This is a genomic window from Candidatus Woesearchaeota archaeon (assembly GCA_020854775.1).
In the GTDB taxonomy this organism is placed as follows: Archaea; Nanobdellota; Nanobdellia; order Woesearchaeales; family 21-14-0-10-32-9; genus 21-14-0-10-32-9.
The window spans coordinates 1-2,963 of record JAHKLZ010000031.1; the positions used below are offsets into that span (position 1 = coordinate 1).

2 protein-coding genes are annotated in these 2,963 nt (G+C 37.5%); one reads left to right on the top strand and one right to left on the bottom strand.

Annotated features, from left to right (window positions below; genetic code table 11):
* Positions 1 to 853 precede the first annotated feature (853 nt).
* Positions 854 to 1,435, top strand: coding sequence for a hypothetical protein (locus tag KO361_05120; protein MCC7574947.1), 582 nt, complete (start codon positions 854 to 856; stop codon positions 1,433 to 1,435).
* A gap of 258 nt (positions 1,436 to 1,693) precedes the next feature.
* Here KO361_05120 and KO361_05125 read toward each other — a convergent pair whose 3' ends face one another.
* Positions 1,694 to 2,773 carry an FRG domain-containing protein gene (locus KO361_05125; protein MCC7574948.1) on the bottom strand — a complete coding sequence of 360 codons (1,080 nt, stop codon included), beginning with the start codon at positions 2,771 to 2,773 and terminating at the stop codon, positions 1,694 to 1,696.
* Positions 2,774 to 2,963 lie beyond the last annotated feature (190 nt).

Sequence of the window (2,963 nt, forward strand, 5' to 3'; positions counted from 1 at the left end):
GATTAGCATCATCAAGAGTCGGGCAAGAGGCTTCAGGAATATGGGGAATTTCATGAATATGATCTACTTCGTCTGCGGAGAATTGACCCTTCCTCTGCAGCCAATCATGTAGAGCTACCCACTATAAACAGCGAAAGGCCTACTAAAGTAAATATTAGTGTAGTCCAAGGAAACCTAACTGCTCTGTTGTTGGCGATTATGGTGGAACCATCCGAATAGGTTGATTAGTAATCCCATTGTGCTAGGACCCGGAACAAGAATTCTTTACTGCGATTCCTAAGGGGCTTGTATCGGGATAGAAATCTCATGGTTGTTCTCTCCAGACGCCAAGATCGGCTCATAAACAGCAGCTATCACATCTTCGAACCTCATTCCCCTATGCATGGAGGGTATAACAAGGTTCCCAGATAGAATTTGAGGATCGTATCAAAAGAGAGGACATCCATTGTATTCTGGATTTTTATAAGTTTGACGGGAGAATTGGCATCACTGAATTCGCTCATCCTATGCTGCATGCAAGCACAAGCCTCCCAACGGAGGACCTCATCCCGTTGACGGATGGTCTTGAGGAAGCTCCATTTGGATGCTATAGCTTTCGCAAGAGGGTTTTCGCCCTGCTTTTTTACAGGCTCTCGGCGGCCCAGATTATCGCTGGTTCCGTTGTCGAGTCCAACTACTACAATATTCAGGACTGCAGTCTAGGAAATTGAAAGAAGTCAATGTTGTAGCGAGGTAACGAGAAGAAAAATACAAGAAAATCAAGAATCAACAAAAGAGAAAACTCATATTACTATTTGAAATGTATGATACAATCGCTAACAGTACAAGAAAAGCAAACAGCAAAGAGGTAAGCATGAGAAAGAAGGCAATTGCGTTAATCACTATCTTGAGTTTCATGTTAGCAGTGTTTGCAAGCCCCTCAAATTTTGTCATGAAAGAGGAGGTGGAAGGGAAAGAATTGGGACCCTTGTGGGATAATACAGAAGTTTTAATGCCGATTGATAAATTTCAAAGGTTATATCCGGAAGCTATCGCCTTCAATCCGTATGAAAATGGAATTGTTAGTAAAGAGAAATACTTCAAATTCCCCAAGCCAAGGATCATCGGAAATATTCCATTCCAAATACAGTTTTATTTCTTCGATGATCAACTTTGGAAGGTGTCACTAACATTAATAGGACAAGGAAGAATTGGTATTTTATCAAATTATGCCGAAACCTTATATAAAGCACTTGAGATGAAATATGGCACTCAAAAGCAGACATTTGAAAAAGAAGACTTTTCTTTTATAGATCATTTATCAGCTACGTGGGAACTTAATTTGGCCGATATTTCTTTTAATTATTGGAATTATGATTCCAATCCACATATAGAATTAGAATATAAAGTCAATTATAATCGGATGCAAGCATATCTAGTGCATGAGTATCTGTAGTTAGTTATATGGTCGCCGAATCATATCGACCATTATTGGTGACTATCACATCCTCGAAATTCAACTCACGACCTGATCTGGTACTCAATCGGTACCGTAATGGGCAATACAATTCGATTAGCGGTATCGTGATTAGTTTTATGCAGCTCAAGAAATCAAGAGAAGCATAACTTCGGCCAGCTATGTGTATGTTCATGACTGAAGTGTATTATCTATGAAATTTGGTTAATTAACGAGCTGTATCAAAAATCCTTAAAATCAGAATACTTGTCTGGTTTTAATTTCAAGATGCTTAATGGGGGAGTTTTTTAAATATTGTTGGTTCAAACGCTCCACCTTTTCTTTATTAACTTGAAATACAGGATGTGATACAACTCGATAGCCATATCGTTCGATTTTACTTTGAATTTGATGGTATTCCATGTTCATAGTTCTAACTGCTTCACGAATGGATTCCTCGGAAAAATATTTACATTCTGCAATTATTTCAATTTGATCAGTGAAGCTATTTAATCCTTCATTTGGATAAATCAACTTCCCTCCCTCCATATTCTCAAATACTTTCTTACAAAACATACTATCTTGCTTAAATAGATATTTCTTAAAACCAGCTACATGCTCAAGTAGATTCATATCGCTTGGTAATAAGCAAGCATATCCAGTTTGATTACTACATCTATAGAAAGGTTGATACCCGATTGGCAAAACTGAAGGACTTTGATTCGCAATATCTGATGATGTATGTGGCCTAACTAAATATTCAGGAGCCCTATAAATAGTAGAATAATAAGTATTTGTGATGTCTTTTCTTGAGAGTGGCTCCCATTGGTTCCTGCTTGTGTACTTACAGCAAGCAAAAAAAAGTGCTACCTCAAAATCATTTGTAATATCTAGCCAAAACGTCTTTAATCCATAATGTTGTGCTAGAATACTTCCTTGGATAGTAATCCCGTGTTTATGAAATTCCTCTAAGTATGAAAACTTATTAAGAAGCGATACAAATTCATTTACTCTCAATTGAGCGATGATTATCTCTACTTCTCTTTCTTCATCAGTTTTACACGTTTTGAGGTGTCGACTCAAAGAGGGTTGTGATAAGGGGTAATTATTGTTTTCACCTCGATAGAAGAAATCTCTAGTAGGTTGTTTTACTACATTTCCATGAGGATATGTCATAGCAAATCCATCATAGAAGCTATCACTTAAAACTTCTCTATAAAATGCCAATCTTTCCTCTGTTTGTCGAGATGCTTCAGGGATTGAATCTTTCCTTTTAATAAATTCTAAGATTTCATTATGCCCTTGTTTTGCTTTTTCTGTATGATCTATTGCTCTCAAACGATTCAGCTCGTTGATATTTCTCCACTCTTTTATTGTATCAAATGTGGTAACTGCTCAGGTGTACCTTCCCAATCATGAGCAGGATGGCACTCTTTAGTGTTGTTCCCTGGCTTGAATAGAGTCCCATTCCCACCTAAGACCAAGCTTCCCAAACAGCCTTCAAGGCATGCTAATTCTTTGCAAATAA